Source organism: Pelomicrobium sp. (genome assembly GCF_036803785.1).
Taxonomy (GTDB): domain Bacteria; phylum Pseudomonadota; class Gammaproteobacteria; order Burkholderiales; family UBA6910; genus Pelomicrobium.
In genome coordinates this window covers 1-5,820 of record NZ_DAIRTR010000160.1, presented here as the reverse complement: position 1 = coordinate 5,820, position 5,820 = coordinate 1, and the positions used below count along the sequence as shown (strand labels likewise).

Below are 5,820 nucleotides of genomic sequence, written 5' to 3'. Positions count from 1 at the left end.
CCCCAGTACCGGGTGGGCAGCCATCGCCAGTTTGTGCTCCTGAGCCGTAGGCTCGCCGCTCACGGCGTGCCCTGTATGCGCTTCGACTACCGGGGCATGGGCGACAGTACCGGGCCTGTCCAGGGCTTCGAGGAGGCCTTGCCTGACGTGGGCGCCGCCGTCGGCGCTTTCATGGAGCGCCTGCCCGGGCTGGAGCGGGTAGTGCTGTGGGGCCTGTGCGACGCCGCTTCCATCGCCTGTCTGTACGCGCCCAGGGATCCACGAGTCGCGGGTCTCGTTCTGGTAAACCCCTGGGTGCGCACCGAGGCGACTGCAGCGGCCACCTACCTGAGGCACTACTACGTCCGGCGGCTCTGGGAGCGGGAATTCTGGACGAAGCTGGCCCGCGGGGAGTGGCGCCCGACGCAGTCCCTACGCGGCTTCGCCCGGCTCGTGGGCCTGGCGCTGCGCCCGGGCAGGCAAGGCAGGAATGAGCAGGCGCCGCGGGCGAGCGCCGCGAGCCCAGGGAGCCTTCCCGACCGGATGGCCGCGGGGCTTGCCCGATTCCGGGGACCGGTACTCTTCGTGCTGAGCGGCAACGACTATACCGCCAAGGAATTCGTGGACGTGGCCCGGGCGTCGAAGCCTTGGGCTTCCGCTCTCGCTGCGTGCCGGGTCACCTGGAGGGAGCTGCCGGAGGCGGATCACACCTTCTCCACCGCCATCCACCGGGATCAGGTGGCAGCGTGGACGCTGGCATGGGTTCAGGCGCTGTGATCAAGGGAGGCGGGCCGAACCGCACCCGCTGAGGCGCCATGGACACGCAGGCCTAAAGCGGTTTGGGGATGCCAAGACGCGAGGCGCGTGCGCCGGCACCCATCGCCCCGCCGGGTTCTGATGGAACCGGGGCAGGGAAACTGGGGCCGCCCGCGCTGATCGTCCTGCTCTCGCCCTTTCGCCGTGGTGGCTCATCCTCCCCGATGGCGAGCAAGGTAGGCACCCATCTCCGCCGCCGGCATGGGACGGCTGAAGAAAAAGCCCTGCATCACGTCACATCCCAGCCCCGTGAGGCAGTCCAGGTGCTCGGCCCGCTCCACGCCTTCGGCTACGAAGCCGAGCCCGAATCCCCGGGCGATGCCGATCATCGCCGCCACGATGGCATGGCTTTCGGGTTTTTGTCCGAGATCCCGCACGAAGGCCTGATCGATCTTGATGACGCTGATGGGCAGCGATTGCAGGTAGGCCAGAGACGAATACCGGGTGCCGAAGTCGTCGATGGCGATGCTCACGCCGTGCTCCCTCAAGAGCGCCGCCTTGCGCGCCACCACGTCCACGTCCTCGATGAGCACGTTCTCGGTGATTTCCACCTCCAAGGCCTGGGGCGGCAGCCGATGCCGCTGCACCGCATCGATCACCCGATCCACTAGGTCGAGGCGGTCGAACTCCCGGGGGGAGAGGTTGACCGCCATGCCTAAGTCGGCAAATCCTCCCGCGCGCCAGCGCTCAAGCTGGGCGCAGGCCGACTGGAGCACGAAGTCGCCGATGGCATGGACCAGCCCCGTCTCCTCGGCGATGGAGATGAAGCGGCCCGGCGCCAGCAGGCCATGGACTGGATGGCGCCAGCGCAGCAAAGCCTCGACCCGCTCGATGCCGCCAGTGCGCACGTTGTGGATCGGCTGGAAGTGGAGCTCCAGCTCCGATCGCTGCAGGGCGCCGCGCAGGTCGTTCTCGAGCTGGATGCGCTCGCTGAAGGAGGCGCTCATGTCCGCGGAAAAGAAGGCGGCTGCGTTCTTCCCCCGGCGCTTCACGTGGTACATGGCGATGTCGGCGTTGCGGATCAGGTCTTCCTCGCTCGTCCCGTCCTCGGGATGTACGGCGATGCCGACGCTCACGCCGATGGTGAATTCCCCATCGCCCAGGAAGAACGGCTGGTTCAGCTCGTGGAGGATTTTTTTCGCCACTGCCAGGGCATCATCCCGGCTTTCCAGGTCGGACACCAGGGCCAGGAACTCGTCGCCGCCGATGCGGGAAAGGGTGTCCGTGCTGCGCAGGCATTTGCGCAAGCGCGCCGCGGTGTGCTGCAGCAACAGATCGCCCTTGAGGTGGCCATAGGTGTCGTTCACCAGCTTGAAGCGGTCCAGGTCCACGAAAAGCACGCCGAGCCGGCGCTGATGGCGCCGGGCGTGGGCAATCGCCTGCTTCAGGCGGTCCAGGAAGAGGGCGCGGTTGGGCAGCCCCGTCAGGGCATCATGGTAGGCATGGAAGGCGATGATCTGCTCGGCGCGTTTTCGCGCCGTGATATCCCGCGCCACCCCGTAGGTGCCGAGGAAGCGTCGCTCAAGGGGTGCTCCTTCCGGCTCGGCGCCGTAGATGCCCACCGCGCTCACCGACACGATCACCGAAGCGGGCTCCATCGGCCCGCGATCCTGGGCGGGTTTGGCCTTGAGCCTTAGCTCCACGTTGCGGGTGGCCCGCTCCCCCGTGCGGCGTTCGTGGAACACCCGGGCCGCGCGGGCCAGGTCCTCTTCGTGGACGATGGCCGCGTAGTGGGCGCCCGCAAGCTCCTGCCGGGAGTAGCCGAGCAGGGTGCTGAAGCGCTCGTTCACGTACCAGAAGCGGCCCTCGGGATCCACGGTGAAGATCAGATCCGGGGAGTGGTCCACCAGATAGCGGTGCAAGCGCTCGGAGTGCTCCAGCCGCGCCCGCATGAGGCAGTTCTCCCGCGCCAGGCGGTGCGCCGTGAGGGCGTTGTCCACGCTGCGCTGCAGGGCCGCGGGCTCGAAGGGCTTGCGGATGTATTCGTGGGCCCCGAGCCGCAGGGCAGTAATGGCGGAGTCGATGCTGTCGTCGCCGCTCACCACGATGACCATGGCCTTGAGCCCGGCCTCCCGGGCCCGGCGCAGGACCTCCAGCCCCGTCATGTCGGGCAGATTGATGTCGAGGAGCACGAGGTCCACGGGCTCCCGGGCGAGCAGCTCCATGGCGGCGGCGCCTGTGTCCACGGCCCACGTCTCCCGGGAGGCCCCGGCGATCAGGGTGAGGAGGGCGTTGCGCACGGAGGCGTCGTCCTCCACCACCAGGAGGCGCAAGCGCTCCGGCACCGCCTCCGGTAGAGAGGGCCACGGAGCCAGGCCGTCACTCGTCGCCATGGGCGTGCCCCCTCGGGCAGGCGGAGATCCGGGCCGACAGATGGGCCTGCGTCATGGAATCGCTTTCATCATCCGTTGCGGGAAAGAACCGTTTCTATTTTTTTACCCCTGGGTGATCCGAGGAAGGAGGATGCGCACGGTGGTCCCCACGCCCACGCGGCTGTGGCAGGCCAAGTGCCCCCCCATAGTCTTGACCAACGCCAGGGAGTTGGCCAGCCCCACCCCCCGGCCCGCCAGGGCAGCGTCGGCGGGCGCGGCGAAGAGGGTGGCGAGCTTCTCCGGCGCAATGCCCGGGCCGGTGTCGCTCAGGGCAACCTCCACCATCATTTGGCCTTCGTAGTTGACCAGGTCCGAGGTGGTGATGCGCAGCCGGCCGCCCTCCGGCACCGCCTCGGAGGCGTTCTTCAGCAGGTTGAGCAGCACTTGCTTGAGCATCCGAGCATCGGCGCGCACGGGCGGCAGCTCCCGGTCTAGGTCCAGATCGACCCGAATGCCCCGTCGGGTAAACAGGGGTTCCCGGTAAACCAAGAGGAACTCTTCTACCGTGCGGTTGATGTCGACCCGTCCTGCTTCCGGGGCGGCTTCCTCTTCGGGTTGGCCCATGCGCTCCAAGAGCCGGGCGACCCGGTCGATCTCGTGGCCGACCATTTCCAGTTCCTTCTCCACGCTTTCCCCGGCACTGCTGCGGCTGCGGGCGACCTCCAGATAGGTCTTGAGGGCAGAAAGGGGATTGCGTGCCTCATGGACCAGGCGTCGGATGGACGTCTGCCAAGCGTCCAGGGAAGGCGCTTCGGCGGCCGCAGGCGGCCTGCCGCGGCGGGCCGTGGCGGACAGTTTGCGGGCCACCTCCTCCAGCAAGGGCAGGGTCTCGTCGAACTCCGCCGCCTGCAACGCCGGGACGGGAAGCACCAGCACGCCTCGGCAAGGGGTGCTCGGCTCTTTCAACGGCAGCGCGGCGAAGGCTTCCGTTTCCAAGGCCCGGGCAATCTGTACATCCAGACCCACGAGCCGCTTGAGACCCCCCGCCTCGTAGGAGACGACGGTGGTTCCCTCCCGAGCCGCCCGGGCCACCAGGCTGTGGACGACGGCAGGGGAGAGATCGAGGGGAAAGCGCGCCACCTGCGCGCCTTCCGCCTTCCACCCGGACCAGACGGCCTCCCCTTCAGAGCGAAGGAAAAGAAGACAGCGTTCGATGCCTGCCACCGCAGCGAGCAGGGGCATGAGCGTGCCCACCCCCTGGGGAACGGGGTCCACGGTCTGGAGGGACACCGTCAGCTCGAGTCGGAGGGCGTCCTCCAGCACTTGTACCAGCAGCGATGCGGCAGCCGCCGAGGCCGTGGAGGGCGCCTGCGGGCGGACCCCCGGGGATTCCCCCGGGACACGGCCGGCGCCTTCGCCTTGCGGTGGGATGCTGTCCCGCGCCTCAGATCGCTCCGCTTCCTCCACCACCCGCCCCACCAGGGTCTCGGTCAGCGCCCGGGTATCCACGAAAGAGCGGGAAATGCCTTCTTCTTCGTAGCGGGGCGGCGGCACCGTCGCCAAGTTCAGGGTTCGCAATACCCCTTCGAAGGCCCGTGCGGCTCGTTCTAGGGCAGCCTGCACCGAGGCCGCGGGCACCCCTAGCAGATCGGCGGCAAGCCCCCGCCGGCTCTCGGAGTCGGGCTGCCGCACCAGGGACTCGGCCGAGCGAACGATGCGCACCAGGGGGTGAGTGCCCTCCAGCTCCACGCCCGGGGCGTGATGGAGCAGGACCGCATCCCGGAAGTAAAAGGGAAGGTCGAGCCCGTCCAGATACCGAGCACCCACATCGGCATGGATCGCGCCCAACCTTCCCGCCTGTTCAGGTATGCCTTCCGTCTCGGCCCAGGCCTTCGGGTCCACCAGGGAGCGGAAGGTGTCGGGCACGGCGGTGGCGAGCAACAGAGCGCCCACATCGTGTAGGAGGCCAGCCAGGTGGGCCTCCTCTCGGTCTTCGTAGCCCGCCGTCTCCGCCAGGGCGCGGGCGACAAGGGCAACCCGTACGCAGTGGCTCCAGTGGCCGCTGAAGGTTTCAGGAGAGAGGGGAGCCTTGCGGGGGGCCAAGGACGCCTGGGCCGCGCTCAACAGGAGGGCCCGCACCGTCCCGTGACCCAGGGCGGCGAGGCGCTCGTCCATGGACGGAATCCCGCGAGTCCCGGCAGGCAACCCCATGGCGGCGCCCACCGCCAGTACCCGCAGGGCGAGGACCGGCTCCAGCAGGAGCCACTCGGCCGTTTTTTTCTTCTCCGTGCTTTCCCGGTGGGCCTTGAGCGCCCGGTCGATCACCTGGGGCAGGGCAGGCAGGCGGATGACCCGGGTGCGCCGGACCACCGAATCGACGAGCCGGGCCTCCAGCTCGGAGACGTGACTGGACCCGCCCGTAGACTCTTCGGGCGGCTCAGGATGCTGCTTCGGCGGAGAAGGGCGCGTGCTACCCACTCAACCCTCGCCCCTCCTGGAGCGCCAGGACCGATCCCCCCCGGCGGCCCCGGAAAGCCAGGTGGCCATGGCGATAGGGAGACGTTCAGGGGAGTGAGCACCCATGCCCCGGCGCCGGCGCGACGCGGCCCTGACGGCGGTGCGCGTCCGGGCAGCGCCCGGTTCCGGAATCATGTTGAACCCCCACCTGTCGTTTATTTGTGCGTTTTAAGGCGCGCCCGAGACGCTTCCGTGG

Annotated in this window: 3 protein-coding genes; 1 reads left to right on the top strand and 2 read right to left on the bottom strand. The window is 68.6% G+C overall.

Annotation, left to right across the window (positions count from 1 at the left end):
• The coding region (locus tag V7Q81_RS14080; protein WP_333844481.1) for a hydrolase 1, exosortase A system-associated at positions 1–756 on the top strand (756 nt) is incomplete at its 5' end.
• Between the two features lie 191 nt (positions 757–947).
• On the opposite strand, the gene V7Q81_RS14075 is transcribed toward V7Q81_RS14080, so the two are convergent.
• Both V7Q81_RS14075 and V7Q81_RS14070 read right to left on the bottom strand, forming a co-directional pair.
• Complete coding sequence (locus V7Q81_RS14075) at positions 948–3,128, bottom strand: putative bifunctional diguanylate cyclase/phosphodiesterase (RefSeq protein WP_333844479.1); 2,181 nt, start codon at positions 3,126–3,128, stop codon at positions 948–950.
• Between the two features lie 102 nt (positions 3,129–3,230).
• On the bottom strand, positions 3,231–5,585 hold the full coding sequence (locus V7Q81_RS14070) for an HDOD domain-containing protein (protein WP_333844477.1): 2,355 nt from the start codon (positions 5,583–5,585) through the stop codon (positions 3,231–3,233).
• Positions 5,586–5,820: the final 235 nt, after the last annotated feature.